The 19,201-nt window shown below is 61.9% G+C and carries 19 protein-coding genes; 9 read left to right on the forward strand and 10 right to left on the reverse strand.

The window, feature by feature from the left end:
• Positions 1 to 234 precede the first annotated feature (234 nt).
• Positions 235 to 2,553 (forward strand): zinc/cadmium/mercury/lead-transporting ATPase, encoded by a 2,319-nt coding sequence (locus tag ITX55_RS21405; RefSeq protein ID WP_108680045.1) that lies wholly within the window; start codon positions 235 to 237, stop codon positions 2,551 to 2,553.
• Between the two features lie 59 nt (positions 2,554 to 2,612).
• Here ITX55_RS21405 and ITX55_RS21410 read toward each other — a convergent pair whose 3' ends face one another.
• The 3 genes from ITX55_RS21410 to tusA form a co-directional block, all read right to left on the reverse strand.
• Entirely contained in the window at positions 2,613 to 2,888 is a 276-nt protein-coding gene (locus tag ITX55_RS21410; protein WP_033645001.1) for a type II toxin-antitoxin system mRNA interferase toxin, RelE/StbE family, read from the reverse strand.
• Entirely contained in the window at positions 2,888 to 3,088 is a 201-nt protein-coding gene (locus tag ITX55_RS21415; RefSeq protein WP_223524348.1) for a stability determinant, read from the reverse strand. The genes ITX55_RS21410 and ITX55_RS21415 overlap by 1 nt, the downstream gene beginning before the upstream one ends.
• A gap of 61 nt (positions 3,089 to 3,149) precedes the next feature.
• Positions 3,150 to 3,395: a sulfurtransferase TusA gene (gene tusA / locus ITX55_RS21420; RefSeq protein ID WP_025304890.1), complete on the reverse strand. Its 246-nt coding sequence runs from the start codon at positions 3,393 to 3,395 to the stop codon at positions 3,150 to 3,152.
• Between the two features lie 221 nt (positions 3,396 to 3,616).
• Here tusA and ITX55_RS21425 point away from each other — a divergent pair, with 221 nt between their 5' ends.
• The 3 genes from ITX55_RS21425 (at position 3,617) to ITX55_RS21435 (ending at position 5,396) form a co-directional block, all read left to right on the forward strand.
• Positions 3,617 to 4,276, forward strand: a complete 660-nt coding sequence (locus tag ITX55_RS21425) for a 7-cyano-7-deazaguanine/7-aminomethyl-7-deazaguanine transporter (RefSeq protein ID WP_108680044.1) — start codon at positions 3,617 to 3,619, stop codon at positions 4,274 to 4,276.
• Positions 4,277 to 4,317: 41 nt separating this feature from the next.
• Positions 4,318 to 4,752, forward strand: a complete 435-nt coding sequence (locus ITX55_RS21430; protein WP_108680043.1) for a GNAT family N-acetyltransferase — start codon at positions 4,318 to 4,320, stop codon at positions 4,750 to 4,752.
• A gap of 80 nt (positions 4,753 to 4,832) precedes the next feature.
• Positions 4,833 to 5,396, forward strand: a complete 564-nt coding sequence (locus tag ITX55_RS21435; protein WP_025304887.1) for a DcrB family lipoprotein — start codon at positions 4,833 to 4,835, stop codon at positions 5,394 to 5,396.
• Positions 5,397 to 5,430: 34 nt separating this feature from the next.
• Here the strand turns inward: ITX55_RS21435 and glpC are convergent, their stop codons facing one another.
• The 3 genes from glpC to glpA are packed head-to-tail and all read right to left on the reverse strand — an operon-like array spanning position 5,431 to position 9,534.
• Entirely contained in the window at positions 5,431 to 6,630 is a 1,200-nt protein-coding gene (glpC, locus tag ITX55_RS21440) for an anaerobic glycerol-3-phosphate dehydrogenase subunit GlpC (RefSeq protein ID WP_197756165.1), read from the reverse strand.
• Positions 6,627 to 7,895, reverse strand: coding sequence for a glycerol-3-phosphate dehydrogenase subunit GlpB (gene glpB / locus ITX55_RS21445; RefSeq protein WP_108680041.1), 1,269 nt, complete (start codon positions 7,893 to 7,895; stop codon positions 6,627 to 6,629). Before glpB ends, glpC begins: the two co-directional genes overlap by 4 nt.
• Positions 7,885 to 9,534, reverse strand: a complete 1,650-nt coding sequence (gene glpA / locus ITX55_RS21450) for an anaerobic glycerol-3-phosphate dehydrogenase subunit A (protein WP_033645008.1) — start codon at positions 9,532 to 9,534, stop codon at positions 7,885 to 7,887. Before glpA ends, glpB begins: the two co-directional genes overlap by 11 nt.
• Positions 9,535 to 9,898: 364 nt before the next feature.
• Between glpA and glpT the strand changes: the two genes are divergently transcribed.
• Both glpT and glpQ read left to right on the forward strand, forming a co-directional pair.
• Entirely contained in the window at positions 9,899 to 11,254 is a 1,356-nt protein-coding gene (gene glpT, locus ITX55_RS21455; RefSeq protein ID WP_033645009.1) for a glycerol-3-phosphate transporter, read from the forward strand.
• Positions 11,255 to 11,336: 82 nt separating this feature from the next.
• Complete coding sequence (glpQ, locus tag ITX55_RS21460) at positions 11,337 to 12,416, forward strand: glycerophosphodiester phosphodiesterase (protein WP_025304882.1); 1,080 nt, start codon at positions 11,337 to 11,339, stop codon at positions 12,414 to 12,416.
• Positions 12,417 to 12,448: 32 nt separating this feature from the next.
• Here glpQ and yigL read toward each other — a convergent pair whose 3' ends face one another.
• Positions 12,449 to 13,246, reverse strand: coding sequence for a sugar/pyridoxal phosphate phosphatase YigL (gene yigL / locus ITX55_RS21465; RefSeq protein ID WP_033645010.1), 798 nt, complete (start codon positions 13,244 to 13,246; stop codon positions 12,449 to 12,451).
• 4 nt (positions 13,247 to 13,250) lie between these two features.
• Positions 13,251 to 14,294: a lysophospholipase L2 gene (gene pldB, locus ITX55_RS21470; RefSeq protein ID WP_046898836.1), complete on the reverse strand. Its 1,044-nt coding sequence runs from the start codon at positions 14,292 to 14,294 to the stop codon at positions 13,251 to 13,253.
• Positions 14,295 to 14,441: 147 nt separating this feature from the next.
• On the opposite strand from pldB, the gene rhtB reads away from it, so the two are divergent.
• The gene (gene rhtB, locus ITX55_RS21475; RefSeq protein WP_033645013.1) at positions 14,442 to 15,062 is read left to right on the forward strand and encodes a homoserine/homoserine lactone efflux protein; all 621 of its coding nucleotides are present in this window, start codon (positions 14,442 to 14,444) and stop codon (positions 15,060 to 15,062) included.
• A gap of 48 nt (positions 15,063 to 15,110) precedes the next feature.
• Here rhtB and rhtC read toward each other — a convergent pair whose 3' ends face one another.
• Positions 15,111 to 15,731, reverse strand: coding sequence for a threonine export protein RhtC (rhtC, locus tag ITX55_RS21480; RefSeq protein ID WP_046898835.1), 621 nt, complete (start codon positions 15,729 to 15,731; stop codon positions 15,111 to 15,113).
• 12 nt (positions 15,732 to 15,743) lie between these two features.
• On the reverse strand, positions 15,744 to 17,576 hold the full coding sequence (recQ, locus tag ITX55_RS21485) for an ATP-dependent DNA helicase RecQ (protein ID WP_046688049.1): 1,833 nt from the start codon (positions 17,574 to 17,576) through the stop codon (positions 15,744 to 15,746).
• Between the two features lie 199 nt (positions 17,577 to 17,775).
• Between recQ and ITX55_RS21490 the strand changes: the two genes are divergently transcribed.
• Positions 17,776 to 18,246, forward strand: a complete 471-nt coding sequence (locus ITX55_RS21490) for a thioesterase family protein (protein ID WP_033645017.1) — start codon at positions 17,776 to 17,778, stop codon at positions 18,244 to 18,246.
• Positions 18,247 to 18,312: 66 nt separating this feature from the next.
• On the forward strand, positions 18,313 to 19,200 hold the full coding sequence (gene rarD / locus ITX55_RS21495) for an EamA family transporter RarD (RefSeq protein ID WP_033645018.1): 888 nt from the start codon (positions 18,313 to 18,315) through the stop codon (positions 19,198 to 19,200).
• The last annotated feature ends 1 nt before the right edge of the window (position 19,201 follow it).

A 19,201-nucleotide genomic window follows, 5' to 3' on the forward strand; every position in this document is an offset into this window, starting at 1 on the left:
TTTCTATAGGAATATTATTTTCTTATTTAAACTAACGGCGGCGAGACTTTTTCTCGAAATAGGTAATAAGAAAAAGCAATAGATTAAAATTCGCATTATTCATTATTGAATGAATCCCCCCATAACGCCCGTACGCCGTTAGCAATAATTCTCATCCGGCGCTTGACTCTGGAGTGGACTCCAGGGTGTAGAGTCAGCTGAGCAAACCCGGTTAACTGCCCGAAGGGGGACGTTATGCACAATCAGCAAAATCATAATCATCAGGAACATCACCACGCCGAAGGCGGATGCGGCTGCAACCACAGCCACAGCAAAACCCAGCATGGCTGCAGCAGCGAGCCGAAAAACGCCGCTGCGCAGACCGAACACGCCCATCACCATCACGATCATGGCGAGAGCGGCTGCTGCGCCGCCGCACACGACGATCCGGACGAGGAAAGCGACAGGCTGGCCGCCGCTCCCCCTTCCGGCAGCCAACGTTTCAGCTGGAAAGTCACCGGTATGGACTGCCCCAGCTGCGCCAAGAAAATCGAAAATGCCGTCACCGCGCTCCCCGGCGTTGACAGCGCACGCGTATTGTTCGCCACCGAAAAACTGGTGGTCGACGCACAGTCCGATATCAGCCTGCGGATCCAGGACGCGGTCGCCCAGGCCGGTTTTACCCTGCTCGGCGCTCAGACCGCCAAAGCCGCCGCGCCGAAAACCTCACGCTTCGGCGAATTTGCGCCGCTGCTGTTGTTAACCACCCTGATGGTGGTCAGCTGGGTGCTGGATCGGATTAACCCGGAGCTGGGTCGCATCGCCTTTATCGCCACCACGCTGGTCGGGTTGGCGCCGGTCGCCGCCAAGGCGCTGCGTCTGATTCGCTCCGGCACGCCGTTCGCCATCGAAACGCTGATGAGCGTGGCGGCCATCGGCGCGCTGTTCATTGGCGCCACCGCCGAGGCGGCGATGGTGCTGCTGCTGTTTATGGTTGGCGAGCTGCTGGAATCCTACGCCGCCAACCGTGCGCGGCGCGGGGTGAAGGCGCTGATGGAGCTGGTGCCGGAAGATGCGCTGCTGCTGCAAGGCACGGAACGCAAACGCGTGCCGGTCGCCAGCCTGCGCCCTGGCGATGTGATTGAAATCGCGCCCGGCGGGCGCCTGCCGGCCGACGCCGAGCTGCTCAATCCGTTCGCCAGCTTCGACGAAAGCGCCCTGACCGGCGAATCGGTGCCGGTCGAGCGCCAACGGGGGGAAAAAGTGGCCGCCGGCAGCCTGTCCGTCGATCAGGCGGCACAGATGAAGGTGATCTCAGAGCCCGGCAAAAACGCCATCGACCGCATTCTGCAATTGATTGAAGAGGCCGAAGAGCGCCGCGCGCCGATCGAACGCTTCCTCGATCGCTTCAGCCGCTACTACACCCCGGCCATTATGCTGCTGGCCGTCGCGGTGATCCTGGTGCCGCCGCTGCTGTTCTCGCAGCCGTGGGAGACCTGGATCTATCGCGGCCTGACGCTGCTGCTGATCGGCTGTCCATGCGCGCTGGTGATCTCGACGCCGGCGGCCATCACATCCGGGCTGGCGGCCGCCACGCGGCGCGGCGCGCTGATTAAAGGCGGTGCGGCGCTGGAGCAACTGGGCCAGATTCAAACCATCGCCTTCGATAAAACCGGCACCCTGACCGAAGGCAAGCCGACGGTCACCGACGTGCTGCCCATCAGCGCGCTCACCGAACAACGGCTGTTGCAGCTTGCCGCCGCGGTAGAGGCCGGTTCACATCACCCGCTGGCGCAAGCGATCATCAACCGCGCCGCCGCCAGCGGGGCCGAGCAGCCGCTGGCGCAGGCGCGCCGCGCGCTGGCCGGCGTCGGCGTGGAAGGGATCGTGGACGGCAAGACCGTGCTGATCAGCGCGCCGGGCAAGCTGGCGCCGGGCCTGCTCGCCACACAATGGCAGAGCCAGGTAGACAAGCTGGAAAACGCCGGTAAAACGGCGGTGGTGGTGTTGGAAGACGGCGCGCCCATCGGCTTACTGGCGCTGCGCGATACGCTGCGCAGCGACGCCAAACAGGCGATAGCCGAACTGAACGCGCTCGGTATTCGCGGCGTGATGCTGACCGGGGACAACCCGCGCGCCGCCGCGGCGATCGCCGGCGAGCTGGGCCTCGACTATCGCGCCGGTCTGTTGCCGGAAGATAAGGTCGCCGCGGTTACCGAACTGAGCGAACTGCGCCCGACGGCAATGATCGGCGACGGCATCAACGACGCCCCGGCGATGAAAGCCTCCAACATCGGCATCGCCATGGGCAGCGGCACCGACGTGGCATTGGAAACCGCCGACGCCGCCCTGACCCACAACCGGCTGGTGGGCGTCGCGGAAATGATCCGCATCTCGCGCGCCACCCACGCCAATATCCGGCAAAACATCACCATCGCGCTGGGATTGAAAGGGGTCTTTCTGATCACCAGCCTGCTGGGGTTAACCGGGCTGTGGCTGGCGGTGCTGGCGGACTCCGGCGCCACCGCGCTGGTCACCGCCAACGCGCTGCGGCTGTTGAGAAAGCGCCAATAACGTGACGCCAGACCGGGTTCCTCAATGGGAACCCGCCATTATCGATTGCAGCGAAGATACTAAGGATATTGTCGGCGCGTATGTAATACCCGCAACACCCGGATGTGAGTTTCCAGCACCTGGTAAATCAGGAGATAATGGGGATGCAAGGGGATTTCATGCGTGCCGTCCACTCTGCCACGCCGGAAAATTCGAGGATGCCTGGCGGCGGGAGTGACGGCCTCCATGATGAGAACCTTCATTTTTCTGGCCGCCAGAGGGTTATCGTTGGCGATGAATCCCACAATCTCCGCCAGATCCTGACGTGCGGCTCGAGTCCATTCGATGTTGAGCATTATGCCTGCTTCGCGTTGATCCTGGCTTCTGCAGCAGCGATAACAGCATCCATTTCAGCCATCACGTCATCATGAGGAATACCGGGCCACGGCTCATCCATGGCTTCCTGAACTCTTTCAAGAAACCAGCGCTCATAGCCCTGTGTGTGTTCCTCATTTTCCATCTTGGCAACCGTAGGCAGTAGTAAAATACTCATCATCGTTTGTCCCTTTCGAACGCTCCCCAATCGCAGGGAGCTTATCTTACGAGACGATTAAAAACTATACACCTTTACGTAACAGATAACGGTATGGCGCCTGCTCGGTCTCCTGCGCCACCAGCGTGTGCTCCATAAAGCGGCAGAACCCCGGGATATCGCGGGTAGTGGCCGGATCGTCGGCGATAATCAGCAGCGTTTCGCCGTTGTCCATATGGCGCACGGTTTTGCGCACCATCATCACCGGTTCCGGGCAACGCAGCCCCAGCGCGTCGAGCGTCTGGTCTGCCTGGGCAAATAAGTCAGTCATGCAATTTTTCTCGTTCAAAAACGATCGGCGAACGCTCGCCGCATCTCATTAGCGCCTAGTTTACGCCGGTAGTTTTTCTGCGCAAGATGCGTTAACGTTTGCGTTAAATTTAACCATTGCATTGGTTGCGCAAACGCGTATCATGCCGCCGCGCAGCGTTTTTTGCTGTTTTGACAAGACACACTGGGTTCCCTCACCCCACTGCTAAAAAGGCTACAAGTATGTATTCGTTTACCGCACAGCAGCGCTTCACGGCGTTGGTCTGGCTTTCGCTGTTTCATATCGCCATCATTACCTCCAGCAACTACCTGGTGCAGCTGCCGATCAGCGTTTTCGGCTTCCATACCACCTGGGGCGCCTTTACCTTCCCGTTTATCTTCCTGGCGACCGATCTGACCGTGCGCATCTTCGGCGCGCCGCTGGCGCGGCGCATCATCCTGGCGGTGATGGTGCCGGCGCTGTTCATCTCCTACGTGATCTCCACCGTCACCTATCAGGGAGAATGGCAGGGCTTCGCCGCGCTGAGCAGTTTTAACCTGTTCGTGGCGCGCATCGCCGTGGCCAGCTTTATGGCCTATGTGCTCGGCCAGATCCTCGACGTACACGTCTTCAACCGCCTGCGTCAAGGCAGCGCCTGGTGGGTGGCGCCGGCGGCGGCGATGTTCCTCGGCAACATCAGCGACACGCTGGCGTTCTTCTTCATCGCCTTCTATAAGAGCAGCGATCCCTTCATGGCCAACAACTGGGTGGAGATCGCGCTGGTGGATTACAGCTTCAAGGTGATGATCTGCCTGCTGTTCTTCCTGCCGATGTACGGCGTGTTGCTGAACATGCTGCTCAAACGCATCGCGGCGCGCAGCGGCAGCCTACAGCCGGGCTGAGTCGTGTTATTCTGGGCGGCCTTATCCTTTGGAGGCCGCTCATGACCCCAATCATCCGCACCGCCACGCTCGAAGAAATCCACCGCCTTTATCAACGCATCCCCGAATTCGGCGGCCTGCACAGCCTGGCCGATCTGCAGCAACGTATCGGCGCCGCCCCCGCCAGCCTGTTGATCGCCGAGATAGACGGACAGCCGGCCGGTTTCAAACTCGGTTATCAACGGCAGGAAACGGTGTTTTACAGCTGGCTGGGCGGCGTGCTGCCGGCATTCCGTCGCCACGGCGTGGCGCAGGCCTTGTTGGCCGAACAAGAGCGCTGGGCGCGGGCGCAGGGCTATCGCCAACTGACGGTCAAAACCCGCAACCGGTTCCTCGCCATGCTGACGATGCTGCTCGCCCATCACTATCAGATTGTTCATCTGGAAAAGAAAGGCGAAGTGGCTGATTATCGGCTATTACTGGAAAAAAACTTGTGACAACATCTGCCTTGCATTTCAACCTGGAATAGGTTGCGATACGACAGTGAATCCCTACCGGAAAGGAAGAAGGAAGCCCGATGCGTAAAGTAGCGAAATTGATGGGTATCAGCCTGCTGGCGCTTGGCCTCGCGGCCTGCGACGGCAACACCAAAGACACCAAGGCAGCGCCAGATGGCGCGGCGGCCAGCGCGCCGGCCGGGCAGCAGGTGAGCCTGCTGGACGGTAAACTGGCGTTCACCCTGCCGGTCGGCATGGCGGATCAGAGCGGCAAGCTGGGCAACCAGGCCAACAACATGCATGTTTACGCAGACAGCACCGGTCAGCGCGCAGTGATCGTCATCTTGGGCGACAAGACCGCCGACAGCCTGGAGACTCTGGCCAAGCGCCTGGAGAACACCCAGCGCGCGCGTGACGCCAACCTGCAGGTGATCACCAACAAAGCGCTCGACGTCAACGGTGTGCCGCTGCGTCAGTTGGACAGCATCATCACCAGCGGCGGCGAGAAAGCCTATTCTTCCGTCCTGATCGGTTCGCTGAACAACAACATGCTGACCATTCAGGTGACGCTACCGGCGGACAACCAGCAGCAGGCGCAGACTGAGGCCGAAGGCATCATCTCCACCCTGAAACTGAAGCAGTAATCCCGCAGGGGCCGGTTCGCCGGCCCCTGAGTCTTTATGCCAACGCCTGCGCCAGCAGGGTGATCGGGTGTTCGCAGCGTTTGCTGGTGGACATTTCGATCTGCCACTTGCAGGTCTCGCAGTCGGTCACCACCAGATCCAATCCGCTCTCTTCTATCTGCCGGAACAGCGGCGCGCCAATGCCTTGCGACGTGGCGTAGTTCTCCGATTTGAACCCGTAAGTGCCGGCGATGCCGCAGCACTGCGAATCCAGCACCACCAGCTCCAGCCCCGGTATCTGCCGCAGCAGCTCCAGGGTATAGGCGGTCCAGCCCATCTTCTCCATATGGCAAGGCGTGTGATAAGCCACCCGCAGCGGCGTGCGCTTGAGCGACAGGCTGCGCCCCTGATTGATCAGGCGATAGAGATAGCGCGTCGCCAGCTCCACCCGATCGCGCACCGCAGTGGTGTCTACGTCCAGCAGATGAGGGTATTCGTCACGCAGGGTGAAGGTGCAGCTCGATGAGGTCGCCACCACCGGAATGCCGCGCTCCAGCACCGTTTCATGCAGCGATTCGGCATTGACCCTGGCCTGCTTTTTAGCCTGGTCGATAAACCCGTTGGCGATCAGCGGCACGCCGCAGCATTTCTCGCGTTTCAGCAGTTGCACGCCGATATCCAGCGCGTTGAACACCCGGACCAAATCCTTGCCCAGCTGCGGGTGGTTATAGTTGACGAAGCAACCGTGGAAGAATGCCACCTGCTCGGCGTAACGCTGCTGAGCCTGCGCCTGTTGCCGGTACCAGCGGCGGAAGGTGCCGAAGGAATATTTCGGCAGTTCGCGCCGGTGATCGATCTTCAGCGCCTTGTCCAGCAGCTTGCGCACCGGTTTCAACCCGGTGGCGGCGTTGACGATCGGCGCAAACGGCGTCGACAGCGATCCCATGATATCGGTATGGCTGAGGATGGCATCGCGCAGCGTCGGCTTGCTCTGGGCGAAGTCGGCGCGGGCGCGCTGAATGATGTCGCCGATTTTGACGTCGGACGGGCAGGCCACTTCACAACGCTTGCAGTTAGTGCAGTATTTCAGCGCTTCGTCGTACAGCGCCGGGTCTTTCAGCCGCAGCCGCTCACCGTCCGGCCCCGCCTGTTTCGGTCCCGGGTAAAGCGGGTTCACTTTGGCGACCGGGCAGTAGGTGGTACAGACGGTGCATTTGATGCAGCTTTCAAAGCTGTGGTCCCGATGCAGGCTCATACGTTCTCCTCCGCGGCGATCTGCTGCGCGACGTGCAGCGCGCCGATCAATGACACGCCGGCGCCGCAGCCCTGCTGCAGCGGATCGTAGCCGCCGGCGACCGCGCCGATGGCGTACAGGTTGTCGAACGGCACTCCCTGCTTCATCGCCCGCAGTCTGCCGTCGGTACGCACGCCGAACTGCAGGTAAGGCTGCGGCGCGAACAGCTCGCGTCGGCTCCAGTCGGCGCGATCCGCCCGACTGTGTACGTCCAGCCCGAAGATCGGTTCGCGCACCCCGTCGAAATGGGCCACCAGTCCATTGCTGAAGAAGCTGCCGCTGGCCAGCACCACCTGCTGCGCCCGCAGCGGAATATCGCCGTGGTTGCGGGTGTACAAACCGGTGACGCGGCCGGCCTCGCTCTCGGCGCGCAGCACGCTGTCGCCCGGCATGAAAACGCCGCCCAACTGCTGGAAACGCCGCCGCAGCGCCTGATGCAAGCGCATGCCGGGCACCGAAGGCGGCAACGTCGGCAGCAGTCGGATCGGCTTGCCGACCGCATCCTGCAGCACCGCCAGCGACGCGTCGTCCTCCAGGCCCAGACAGGCCGGCAGGAAGAGCGCCTCGGCCTCGCCCGCCAGCCGCCGCAGCTCTTCGGCCATCGGCGGCAGGCTTTCCATCAAATCCAGTACCCGGGCGATGTTCACCGCGCGGAACTCGCTGGGGTTATTGCGCAATCTGTCCAGCGCCGGCATGTGCAGATAGGCCACGTCCGTCTGCACGCCGAGCTCGCGGCTCAGGGCGTCGGCGGCCATCTGCGGTTGGAAGTCGAGGAACCCTTCGATGCCGATCACCGCAATGCGCCGCCACGGCAGTTGGCCGGTCAGCGGCAGCGTCGGGATCGCTTGCGGGCTGAGCCAGGTGGCGCGGCGCGTGCCGAGCGGCGTGATGCGCAGATGGTTGTTCACCCCCTCGCCCTGCAGATTCAGCCCGCAGCGTTCCAGCAGCCGCTGCGCGGCGGCGGACAGCGCCGCCACCCGGCCGGGCCCGATCAGGGCGTACGGATGCTGCGGCGCCTGTTGCGCCAACTGCGGCAACGCCGCCAGCGGCATCTCGACCGGCGTGCCGTCCGGCAATCTCGCCAGCAGATCGAGCGAGCCGGAGGAGAAGTAGAGCGCGCTCTGGCCAGAACTGACCACCGCACAGCGCTTGCCCTGTTCGGCCACGGCAATGGCGCAGCTCAGGCCCGCCAGACCACCGCCAATCACCACGACGTCAAATCGCATCATCCGCCTCCTGCTCCTGGTCGGCCTGGGCTTCAAGCCCGCATAATCCCTGGTAAACCCAGCTGGTGAATTCGCTCTCGCGCAGCGCATCGCCCCAGGCGATCGGCCGTACGCCTTTCCAGCGTTCGTTGAGGAACTGCGACAGCTGCGCGATGGATTGCTGCGGCGTGCTGACGTTAAAGCGCGTCAACAGCCCGGCGGCGCGGCAGGCGCAGAGTTCGCCCTGGCAGGTGCCCATGCCGACACGGGTGCGGCGGCGCAGATCCACCAGGTTATTGACGGTCAGCGAGTTGACCGCATAGCGCACTTCCCCGGCGGTCACCGCCTCGCATTCGCACACCAGGCTGGTGTCGAGCCGATCGGCCGCCGGCACCTGGCTGGCGCGGTCGCCGTGCCGATAGATCGCCGAGCCGCGAATGCTGGCGGGCAGAGAAACCACGCTGCGCACCGTTTCCTCCGCCGACTGACGGGATCCGGGCAGCGCGTCCTGCGCGGTGGTGCACGGACTATTTACGCCGAGCTTTTCGCATACCTTGTCGGTGGCCCACTCCGCCATCAGGCGGTAGGTCATCAGCTTGCCGCCGGTAATGGTGATAAACCCTTCCAGCCCGTCGCGGGCGGCGTGATCGAGCAGCACGATGCCGCGGCTGACGTTGCGCCCGCTGGGATCGTCGTCGCTGGCCACCAGCGGCCGCACCCCGGCATAGGCGCGCAAAATACGGGTCTGCGCCAGGGTGGGCGCCAACAGCGCCCCTTCGCGGATCAGAATGTCCACCTCCTGCGGGGTCACCAGCATGTTGTCAATTTGGTCGTAGTCGATATGGGTCGAGGTAGTGCCGATCAGCGAGATAGTGTCGCCCGGCACCAGGATGTCGGCGTCCGCCGGTTTGCGGCAGCGGTTGATCACCATGTTGTTGATGCGATGGCCGAGGATCAGCAGCGCTCCCTTGGCCGGGAACATGCGGATGCGCAAATCGGCGTATTCGGCGATCTGCTGGCCCCAGATGCCGGCGGCGTTGACCACCACCGGCGCGTGCAGCTCATAGCGCCGCTGATTCTGATGGTCGTAAACGCGCACGCCCGTCACCCGATCGCCACTGCGCAGCAACCCCACCACCTGATGGTAGGTCAGGATCTGCGCGCCGTGCTCGCGCGCGTCCAGCATATTGGCGGCGGTCAGCCTGAAGGGATCGACGGTGCCGTCCGGCACCCGCACCGCGCCGATCAGCGCCGGGTTAGCCGCCGGCTCCAGCCGCAGCGCCAGCTGCGGGTCGATCGCTTCGGCGTCGATGTCGGCCTGGCGACAGGCCGCGATAAACTGCTGCTGATAGTCCAGCGAGTCTTGCGGCAAGGTGATGAACAGCCCGTCGGTGCGCTCGATACAGTGATGCGCAATGCGTTTCAGGATGCGGTTCTCTTCTATGCATTCGCGCGCCGACTCGCCGTCGGTCACCGCATAGCGCGCGCCGCTGTGCAGCAAACCGTGGTTGCGGCCGGTGGCGCCGGTGGCGATGTCGTGGCGCTCCAGCAAAATGCATCGCAAGCCGCGCCGCGCACAGTCGCGGGCAATGCCTGCGCCGGTGGCGCCGCCGCCGATGATGATCACATCCGTTTCGCCGCCGTCAAAATAGCTGCTCATGTCGCTCCCTCAGGATCGGTAGTTATGAGCCTATTGAGCCACGGTTATTAGGGTCTTTGTTTGATAAGGAACAATAACGAACATGAAACGAAATAAAAATGTCCACAAAAAACCATCAATGTGATCATAATCACGATTTTTGGACGTTTTTCTATTTCATAACGTTAACGAATCGCTCAAAATCCGCCGTGGTTTCATGAAAGTGTAACAATTGCGCCATTCGTCACAGCGACACCAGGCGTATTTGATGACAATGGCGCTCGTTATGGAACACAAAAACACCACATTCGATATCCGCTCAATCATCAAATGAACGTAAAAGGTCATATTGATGTGATAACAGATAAAGCCATCGGAGGCGCTCATGTTGAGTATTTTTAAGCCGGCCGCACACATCGCCCGTGTGCCGAGCGATAAGGTAGACCCGCTCTACCGTAAGCTGCGCTGGCAAATTTTCCTGGGGATCTTCTTCGGTTACGCCGCCTACTATCTGGTGCGTAAGAACTTCACCCTGGCCATGCCTTACCTGATCGAACAAGGCTTCAGCCGCGGTGACCTCGGCTTCGCGCTGTCGGGCATCTCCATCGCCTACGGCTTCTCCAAATTCATCATGGGTTCGGTCTCCGACCGTTCCAACCCGCGAGTGTTCCTGCCTGCCGGCCTGATCCTGGCGGCGGCGGTGATGTTGTTCATGGGCTTCGTGCCGTGGGCAACCTCCAGCATCGCCATCATGTTCGTCCTGCTGTTCCTGTGCGGCTGGTTCCAGGGCATGGGTTGGCCGCCGTGCGGCCGCACCATGGTGCACTGGTGGTCGCAGAAAGAACGCGGCGGCATCGTCTCCATCTGGAACTGCGCCCACAACGTGGGCGGCGGCCTGCCGCCGCTGCTGTTCCTGCTGGGCATGGCCTGGTTCAACGACTGGCACGCGGCGCTGTACATGCCGGCCTTCGGCGCCATCCTGGTGGCCCTGATCGCCTTCGGCCTGATGCGCGACACCCCGCAATCCTGTGGCCTGCCGCCGATTGAAGAGTACAAAAACGACTACCCGGACGACTACAGCGAAAAAGACGAAGAAGAGCTGACCGCCAAGCAGATCTTCATGCAGTACATCCTGCCGAACAAGCTGCTGTGGTACATCGCGGTCGCCAACGTGTTCGTCTACCTGCTGCGTTACGGCATTCTGGACTGGTCGCCGACCTACCTGAAAGAAGTGAAGCACTTCGCGCTGGACAAGTCTTCCTGGGCCTACTTCCTGTATGAATACGCCGGTATCCCGGGCACCCTGCTGTGCGGCTGGATGTCGGACAAAGTGTTCAAAGGCAACCGCGGCGCCACCGGCGTGTTCTTCATGACGCTGGTGACCATCGCCACCGTGGTGTTCTGGATGAACCCGGCCGGTAACCCGACCGTGGACATGATCTGTATGCTGGTCATCGGCTTCCTGATCTACGGTCCGGTAATGCTGATCGGCCTGCACGCGCTGGAGCTGGCGCCGAAGAAAGCCGCCGGCACCGCCGCGGGCTTCACCGGCCTGTTCGGCTACCTGGGCGGCTCGGTTGCGGCCAGCGCCATCGTCGGTTACACCGTAGACTTCTTCGGTTGGGACGGCGGCTTCATGGTGATGATCGGCGGCGGCGTGCTGGCGGTTATCCTGCTGCTGCTGACCATGCTGAACGAGAAGAAACACCACGCGGAAATCGCTGCCGGCAAGCGCGGCTAACCGTCACACGACTTTTGCATGATTTAAAGGCCGCCCTGCGGCCTTTTTACTACCCTGCCCCCAACAACACGGAGAAAACGGAATGCGGACTCAAGTCAAAGCCCTGCTGACAGGGATCATTCTCGCCACCTCAATGGTCAGCGCCGCGCAGGCGGCGGACAAAGTGGTGATCGCCCACCGCGGTGCCAGCGGCTACCTGCCGGAACACACCCTGCCGGCGAAGGCGATGGCCTACGCGCAAGGCGCCGATTACCTCGAGCAAGATCTGGTGATGACCAAGGACAACGAGCTGGTGGTGCTGCACGACCATTACCTCGATCGCGTCACCGACGTCGCCGAACGTTTCCCGAACCGCGCACGCAAAGACGGCCGTTATTACGCCATCGACTTTACGCTGGCGGAGATCAAATCGCTGAAGTTCACCGAAGGCTTTGACATCGAAAACGGCAAGAAGGTACAGGGTTACCCTGGCCGCTTCCCGATGGGCAAATCCGACTTCCGCGTCCACACCTTCCAGGAAGAGATCGAGTTCGTACAGGGTCTGAACCATTCGACCGGCAAAAACATCGGCATCTATCCTGAAATCAAAGCGCCTTGGTTCCACAAGCAGGAAGGCAAAGACATCTCCAGCAAAGTGCTGGCGGTGCTCAAGCAGTACGGTTACACCGGCAAGAACGACAACGTCTACCTGCAGTGCTTCGACGCCAACGAGCTCAAACGCATCAAGAACGAGCTGGAGCCGAAGCTGGGCATGGATCTGAAGCTGGTGCAGCTGATCGCCTACAACGACTGGCAGGAAACCTACGAGCAGAAAGCCGACGGCAAGTGGGTGGAATACGACTATGACTGGATGTTCAAACCGGGCGCGATGAAGAAAATCGCTCAGTATGCCGACGGCATCGGGCCGGACTACCACATGCTGGTGGTGGCGGATCAATCCAAGCCAGGCCACATCGTGCTGACCGACATGGTGAAAGAAGCGCACGCCAGCAAGCTGGCGGTGCACCCGTTCACCATCCGCGCCGATGCGCTGCCGAAGTACGTGACCGACGTAAACCAGCTGTATGACGTGATTTACAACCAGGCCGGCGTCGACGGCGTGTTCACCGACTTCCCGGACAAGGGCGTGCAGTTCCTGCAGAAGCAAGGCCAGCACAAGTAATAACCAGGGCGCCGCAAGGCGCCCTTGTTATTTCAGAGGAACATCTTGCGCAGGTAGTGCGGCACCGCGTTATCGGCATTGGAACCGATCACCTCCAGCTCCGGCAGCATATCCTTCAGGCGCTGATGCGCATCGCGCATGATGCAGCCCTTGCCGGCCATCGACAGCATCTCCAGATCGTTCATGCCGTCGCCGAAGGCGATGCACTCTTGCAGCGTATAACCGATGATCTTGGCCACTTCTTCCAGCGCATGCCCTTTCGACACGCCGCCCGCCATCACTTCCAGGCAGGTCGGGAACGAGAAGCTGACGTTGACCCGATCGCCCCAGCGGGCGTTGATGGCGTCTTCCACCTGCAGCAACCGCTCGTGGTCTTCACAGGTGAAGTACACCTTGCAGACGCCGTCGGTTTCCAGCAGGCCCGGCTCGAACAGCTGATATTTGAACACCGACTCCTGGAAGTACTCTTCCTGCTCCGGGCTTTCGCGGTTGGTAAACCAATCGTCGTTGCGGTAGACATTGGTGGTGATCTGCGGATCGTCGTGCAGCATGCCGTACAGATCGCGGGCGATATCCCCGTCCAGGTTATGGCTGAAGATCAGCTCGCCGGCCGTGTTGTGCACCCGCGCGCCGTTGGAGGTGATCATAAAGGCGCTGATTTCCAGGCTGTCGCGGATCTGCGCCACGTCGATGTGGTGGCGGCCGGTGGCGAACACGAAATGCACGCCGCGCTGGGTCAGCAACTTCAGCGTTTCTTTGGCGTACGGCGACAGGGTATGGTCGGGAGACAGCAGCGTGCCATCTAAATCGGAAGCGACGACGTGATACATAGCGTTATGTTCTAACCTCTGATGGAGTTGTCGGCGGCAGCGCGCCGCCTAAGTGTTGAGCAAAGAAGCGCAGAATTGCGTTCAGTGCTTCGGCGCGCATCGCGTCCCGCTCGAACAGGATCTCATGGCGTGCGCCGTTGATAACCAACGGGAGCCCCCCTTCGCAAGGGCGCCCCGCGTCTGACAGAGCCTGACAAAAAGCCTGGTGCGAACGGTTGTCGACCACCCGTTCCTCACCGGCCTGCAAAAGCAACAGCGGCGTTGTTATCTCCCCGGCCTGCGCGATGATCTGCCGACCGGCGCGGATGCTCTCCCGCACCCAATGGTAGGTCGGCCCGCCCACCTGCAGCTCGGGATAGTCGGCGTAATAACGCAGGCTGCGCCGGTAGCGCTCGCGGCTGTGGGTCAACACGTTGACCACATAGGGCAGCGGACGCCACTGGCCAGTGCCCACCGCGTAATAGTCGCGGATCGCCGGGCGCGCCTCCGCCCAGTCGAGAATACGGTCGGCGAGCCAGCCCGGCATCGGCAACTGAATGCCGAACATCGGCGCGCAAAACGCCGCCGCGTCGAACGCCTGCGGCCGACGCTGCAGGAACCGCGCCAGGATCGCGCCGCCCATCGAATGCGCCAGCGCGAAGCGCTGCCGATAACCGCGCGACTCGACCTCGCGCAGCCACAGCTGCTCGAAATCGTCCACGTAGTCGTCGAAGTTTACCACATGACCGCGGTGCGTATCCGCCAGTAAACGCCCGGAGCGCCCCTGCCCGCGATGATCGACGATCACCACGTCGTAACCGCAGTGGAACAGGTCATAGGCCACCTCAGGGTATTTCACGTAGCTTTCGATGCGGCCGGGGCTGACCACCACCACCCGTTGATGCCGCGCGGAACGGAAGCGCACAAAGCGGATCGGCACGCCGTCCACGCCGCGGAACTCACCTTCTTCGCGCTGCCGCCAGAAATCCAGCAGCGGCCCGGTGGCGAAGGCAGCGAACTGCGTTTCACGCGTTAACCAGTCATCGGAGCTGAGAGTGAACGAGGTCATCGAGAGCGTTTTCCCTGTGGAGCCGGCGGAAAATGTGACCGCTGGCACAAGAAATCATACTAGCGTATTGTGATTCAATTCTGACAAAAAACGGCGCCGCCTAGGCGCATTGTGGCACAAAACGACACTTTCAGGGAGCCGAGAACCATGACCTTGGACTGGTGGTTAACCTATCTGCTGACCACGCTTATCCTCAGCCTGTCCCCCGGCTCAGGCGCCATCAACACCATGAGCACCGGCATCAGCCACGGCTATCGCGGCGCCGCCGCGTCGATCGCCGGGCTGCAGGTCGGGCTGAGCGCGCACATCGTGCTGGTGGGCATCGGCCTCGGCGCGCTGATTTCTCAATCGCTGCTGGCGTTCGAGCTGCTGAAATGGCTGGGCGCCGCCTACCTGGTGTGGCTCGGCATCCAACAATGGCGCGCCGCCGGCGCGCTGGATCTGCATGCGCTGGCGGGCAGCATGCCGCGCCGCCGCCTGTTCCGCCGCGCGGTGCTGGTCAACCTGACCAACCCGAAAAGCATCGTGTTCCTCGCCGCGCTGTTCCCGCAGTTCATCTTGCCCCATCAGCCGCAGGCCGAACAGTATCTGGTGCTCGGCGTCACCACCGTGGTGGTGGATATTCTGGTGATGATCGGTTACGCCACCCTGGCGACGCGCATCGCCGGCTGGCTGAAGACTCCGCGTCAAATGCAGCTGCTCAACCGGGTGTTCGGGTCGCTGTTCATTTTGGTGGCGGGGCTGCTGGCGACCGCCCGCAAAGCCTGACAAAAAAGGCCGGGCATCGCTGCTCGGCCTTGGGCATTTCACTGCCGGTTAGCGGGTAAAGATCAGGTGTAACCCGAAGCCGGTAAACAGCACGCCCGCCGCTCCGTCTATCCACTTGGCCAACCGCTGATAACCGCGGCGCATCGCCGGCAGCGCGAACACCACCGCCACCAGGCTGAACCAGACGAAGGTCTCGGCGACGATCAGCAAGAACAGCCCCCAGCGCGCCCCGGCGCCGACGCTGTCGCCGACGAACAGCGAGAACACGCTGCCGAAATAGATCACCGCTTTCGGGTTGGACAGGTTGGTCAAGAAGCCGCGAATAAAGCTGCGCCCGGCCTTCGGCAACGCCACCTGGGCCTCTGCCGCCGGCGGAGCTTGCTGCGCCCGCGCGGAACGCAGCAGTTGCCACCCCATCCAGCACAGGTAAATGCCGCCGCCGACCATGATGATCTGATGCAGCCAGGCCATCTTCTGCAGGATCAGATGCAACCCCATCAACGCCACGCCGGCCCATACCACGATGCCGAGCGAAATGCCGACCACGCCCATCATCGCCTCGCGGCGCGAGCGGCTGGCGGCGGTCTGCGACACGAAAAAGAAGTCCGGCCCCGGGCTCATCAGCGCAATCAGATGCACCAGCGCCACGGTGAGAAACAGCATCAGCATGATTTATCGCCCTCAGTCTTCGTCATTGTCGAGATGATCGCGGATCATCGCCATAAAGGGCGCGCCGAAACGCTCCAGTTTGCGCTGCCCCACGCCGTTGACGCTCAGCAGATCGCCGGCCTTGATCGGCATCTGTTCGGCCATTTCCAGCAGCGTGGCGTCGTTGAACACCACGTAGGGTGGAATGTTTTCTTCGTCGGCGATCGACTTGCGCAGTTTGCGCAGCTTGGCGAACAGCTTGCGATCGTAATTGCCGCCGTAGGATTTCTGGTTGGCGCTACTGCGCGACTTCAGGCTCTGAATGCGCGGCACCGCCAGCTGCAGCGCCACCTCGCCGCGCAACACCGGACGCGCCGCCTCGGTCAATTGCAGCGCCGAGTGCATGGCGATGTTCTGGGTGATAAAGCCCAGGTGGATCAGCTGACGCAGCACGCTGGTCCAGTGCTCCGTGGTTTGATCGCGGCCGATGCCGTACACCGGCAGCTTGTCGTGACCGTATTCGCGAATGCGCTGATTGTTGGAGCCGCGCAGCACTTCCACGATGTACCCGAGGCCGAAGCGCTGGCCGACGCGGTACACGCAAGACAGCGCCTTGCGCGCGTCCTCCAGCCCGTCGTAGCGCTTGGGCGGATCGAGGCAGATATCGCAGTTGCCGCAGTTTTCGTGCTTGCCTTCGCCGAAGTAGTTGAGCAGCACCAGGCGACGGCAGGTTTGAGCCTCGGCGAAAGCGCCCATGGCGTTCAGCTTGTGACGCTCGATGTCCAGCTGTTGCCCGGCGGGTTTCTCCTCCAGACAGCGGCGCAGCCAGGCCATGTCGGCCGGATCGTACAGCAGGATGGCTTCGGCCGGCAGGCCGTCGCGCCCGGCGCGGCCGGTCTCCTGATAATAGGATTCGATATTGCGCGGGATGTCGAAATGCACCACAAAACGCACGTTGGGTTTGTTGATGCCCATGCCGAAGGCGACGGTGGCCACCACCACCTGCAGATCGTCACGCTGGAACGCCTCCTGCACCTGGGCGCGGCGATCGTTGTCCAGCCCCGCGTGGTAAGCGCCGACGCTCAGCCCGCGGCTTTGCAGGCGCGCGGCGGTGTCTTCCACCTTGGCGCGGCTGTTGCAATAGATAATGCCGCTCTTGCCGCGCTGATCCTGCACGAAGCGCCACAGCTGGTCGAGCGGTTTGAATTTTTCCACCAGCGTGTAACGGATGTTCGGCCGGTCGAAGCTGCTGACCTGCACCAGCGGATCCTGCAGCGACAGCAGACGCACGATATCGCCGCGCGTGGCTTCGTCGGCAGTGGCGGTCAACGCGATCACCGGCATCGACGGGAAGCGCTGTTTCAACTGCCCCAGCGCGCGGTATTCCGGCCGGAAGTCGTGGCCCCATTGGGAGATGCAGTGCGCCTCATCCACCGCCAGCATCGCCGGCGGGCAGTGATCGAGCAGGTTGAGGAAGCTTTCCATCATCAGCCGCTCCGGCGCGATGTACAGCATCTTGATGGTGCCGTTGCGGCAGCCGGCCATGACGTCCAACTGCTCCTCGCGGGTTTGCGTCGAGTTGTAGCAGGCGGCGGAAACGCCGTAGGCCAACAGTTGGTCGACCTGATCCTTCATCAGCGAGATCAGCGGAGAAACGACCAGCGTCAGGCCGTCCATCACCAGCGCAGGGATTTGGTAACACAACGACTTGCCGCCGCCGGTCGGCATCACCACCAGGCAATCCTGCCCGCCGATCGCGGCATTGATAATCGTTTGCTGCCCCGGACGGAATTGCTGGTAGCCGAAGGTATCGCGCAATACCTGCTCGGCCAGCAACTCTCTGTTAATCACTGCTGCGGTTGACACACACTTCCCCATTTTTTCATCGGTACACACCCACCGGGTATGATTACACAATATCGTTCAGCATGACACCAACGCGCGCGTGACTCTTTTGCCTAAACGGGCTGGCAAGCAACAAAGGTTAAGCATAAAATCAACATTCCATTAACCTGGACTGACCAGTTAGCTCCCTTAAAACGCAAAAGAAAAACGGAAACCCGCTATGTCGACAACACCACTGACCCTGGAAGCCGCCCGCCGCAAGATCGGCGAAATTTTTGTCTACCACATGCCGTTCAACCGCGAGCTTGGCCTGGAGCTGCGCCGCTTCGACGATGACTACGTCGAGCTGAGCTTCACCAACCAGCGCAAGCTGGTCGGCAACGCCGCGCAGGAAATTCTGCATGGCGGCGTGATCGCCGCCGTGCTTGACGTCGCCGCCGGGCTGGCCTGCGCCGGCGGCGTGCTTACGCGCCTGGAGCCGCTGGTCGAAGAGGAGATCGCCGCCAAGCTGTCGCGCATGGGCACCATCGACCTGCGCGTCGACTACCTGCGCCCCGGCCGCGGCGAGCACTTCGTCGCCTCCGCCAGCGTGCTGCGCAGCGGCAACAAAGTCGCCGTCGCGCGCGTAGAACTGCATAACCACGACGGCCTGCATATCGCGACCGCCACCGCCACCTACCTGGTCGGCTGATGATTGTGTGCGGTGAGCGTCTTCAGTACACTCACCGCATCTTAAGTTCCCCACCAGAGTGACGTCATGGACGCAAAGCAAACGCGTCAGGGCATTTTCTTTGCCCTGGCCGCCTATTTTATGTGGGGCATCGCCCCGGCTTATTTCAAACTGATCCAGCAAGTGTCCGCGGATGAGATCCTCACCCACCGGATCATCTGGTCGTTTTTCTTCATGCTGGCGCTGATCACACTGGGCCGCAACTGGCCTAAAGTGCGCGCCGCCTGCCAAAATCGCAAACGGCTGCTGTTGCTGGCGGTCACCGCGCTGTTGATCGGCGGCAACTGGCTGCTGTTCATCTGGGCGGTGAACAATCACCATATGCTGGAAGCCAGCCTGGGCTACTTCATCAACCCGCTGGTTAACGTGCTGTTGGGGATGCTGTTTCTCGGCGAACGTTTCCGCCGCATGCAGTGGGTGGCGGTGGCGCTGGCGTTCACCGGGGTGCTGGTGCAGCTCTGGCAGTTCGGGTCGTTGCCGATCATCGGTCTGGGGCTGGCGTTCAGCTTTGCCTTCTACGGCCTGCTGCGCAAGAAAATCGCCATCGACGCGCAGACCGGCATGCTGATTGAGACGCTATGGCTGCTGCCGGTAGCGGCGGCCTATCTGTTCCTGTTCGCCGACAGCCCCACCAGCCACCTGAGCGCCAACCCGTGGTCGCTGAACCTGCTGCTGGTCGCCGCCGGCATCGTCACCACCGTGCCGCTGCTGTGCTTCACCGCGGCGGCTACCCGGCTGCGCCTGTCAACGCTCGGTTTCTTCCAGTATCTCGGCCCGACGCTGATGTTCCTGCTGGCGGTCACCTTCTACGGCGAGACCGTCGGCCAGGACAAGCTGGTGACCTTCGGCTTTATCTGGGCGGCGCTGATCCTGTTCACCCTCGACGCGCTCTATACCCAGCGCAAGCTGCGCTGAG

This window comes from Serratia sp. EWG9 (genome assembly GCF_019913725.1).
Taxonomy (GTDB): Bacteria; Pseudomonadota; Gammaproteobacteria; order Enterobacterales; family Enterobacteriaceae; genus Serratia; species Serratia ureilytica.

Bases quoted from the DNA above. Each gene is read 5' to 3' on its own strand.
- ITX55_RS21405 (WP_108680045.1), top strand. From the start codon at position 235: ATGCACAATCAGCAAAATCATAATCATCAGGAACATCACCACGCCGAA.
- ITX55_RS21410 (WP_033645001.1), bottom strand. From the start codon at position 2,888: ATGCTCAACATCGAATGGACTCGAGCCGCACGTCAGGATCTGGCGGAG.
- ITX55_RS21415 (WP_223524348.1), bottom strand. From the start codon at position 3,088: ATGATGAGTATTTTACTACTGCCTACGGTTGCCAAGATGGAAAATGAG.
- tusA (WP_025304890.1), bottom strand. From the start codon at position 3,395: ATGACTGACTTATTTGCCCAGGCAGACCAGACGCTCGACGCGCTGGGG.
- ITX55_RS21425 (WP_108680044.1), top strand. From the start codon at position 3,617: ATGTATTCGTTTACCGCACAGCAGCGCTTCACGGCGTTGGTCTGGCTT.
- ITX55_RS21430 (WP_108680043.1), top strand. From the start codon at position 4,318: ATGACCCCAATCATCCGCACCGCCACGCTCGAAGAAATCCACCGCCTT.
- ITX55_RS21435 (WP_025304887.1), top strand. From the start codon at position 4,833: ATGCGTAAAGTAGCGAAATTGATGGGTATCAGCCTGCTGGCGCTTGGC.
- glpC (WP_197756165.1), bottom strand. From the start codon at position 6,630: ATGAGCCTGCATCGGGACCACAGCTTTGAAAGCTGCATCAAATGCACC.
- glpB (WP_108680041.1), bottom strand. From the start codon at position 7,895: ATGCGATTTGACGTCGTGGTGATTGGCGGTGGTCTGGCGGGCCTGAGC.
- glpA (WP_033645008.1), bottom strand. From the start codon at position 9,534: ATGAGCAGCTATTTTGACGGCGGCGAAACGGATGTGATCATCATCGGC.
- glpT (WP_033645009.1), top strand. From the start codon at position 9,899: ATGTTGAGTATTTTTAAGCCGGCCGCACACATCGCCCGTGTGCCGAGC.
- glpQ (WP_025304882.1), top strand. From the start codon at position 11,337: ATGCGGACTCAAGTCAAAGCCCTGCTGACAGGGATCATTCTCGCCACC.
- yigL (WP_033645010.1), bottom strand. From the start codon at position 13,246: ATGTATCACGTCGTCGCTTCCGATTTAGATGGCACGCTGCTGTCTCCC.
- pldB (WP_046898836.1), bottom strand. From the start codon at position 14,294: ATGACCTCGTTCACTCTCAGCTCCGATGACTGGTTAACGCGTGAAACG.
- rhtB (WP_033645013.1), top strand. From the start codon at position 14,442: ATGACCTTGGACTGGTGGTTAACCTATCTGCTGACCACGCTTATCCTC.
- rhtC (WP_046898835.1), bottom strand. From the start codon at position 15,731: ATGCTGATGCTGTTTCTCACCGTGGCGCTGGTGCATCTGATTGCGCTG.
- ITX55_RS21490 (WP_033645017.1), top strand. From the start codon at position 17,776: ATGTCGACAACACCACTGACCCTGGAAGCCGCCCGCCGCAAGATCGGC.
- rarD (WP_033645018.1), top strand. From the start codon at position 18,313: ATGGACGCAAAGCAAACGCGTCAGGGCATTTTCTTTGCCCTGGCCGCC.